The 250-nt window shown below is 64.4% G+C and carries 1 protein-coding gene; it reads right to left on the reverse strand.

Translation table 11 applies throughout. From position 1 onward, the window contains the following. On the reverse strand, positions 1–250 hold a 250-nt coding region (locus ACX3VQ_RS13040), incomplete at both ends, for a hypothetical protein (protein WP_462581475.1).

Below are 250 nucleotides of genomic sequence, written 5' to 3' on the forward strand. Positions count from 1 at the left end.
GATCACGCCATGATCGGTGAAGATTCGCGCCCGTCCGTCAACAATTCCCAGGCGCCAGCCAGGCAAGCTGACCGGCTCTTCGCTTTCGATCTCGAGCAGCTGATCAAGCGCGCCAAGGCTCAGCCGCCCATCCTTGTAGCTTGCGCGCAGCCGTGGGCGGATCAGCGTAATCGAGCCAACCCTCGGACCGGTAAAGCCAACGACGGGCACCACCTCTACCCGTTCGATCGACAGGTCGGGCCGGGCCGGG

The sequence above is a fragment of the Altererythrobacter chaiwopuensis genome, from assembly GCF_054957735.1.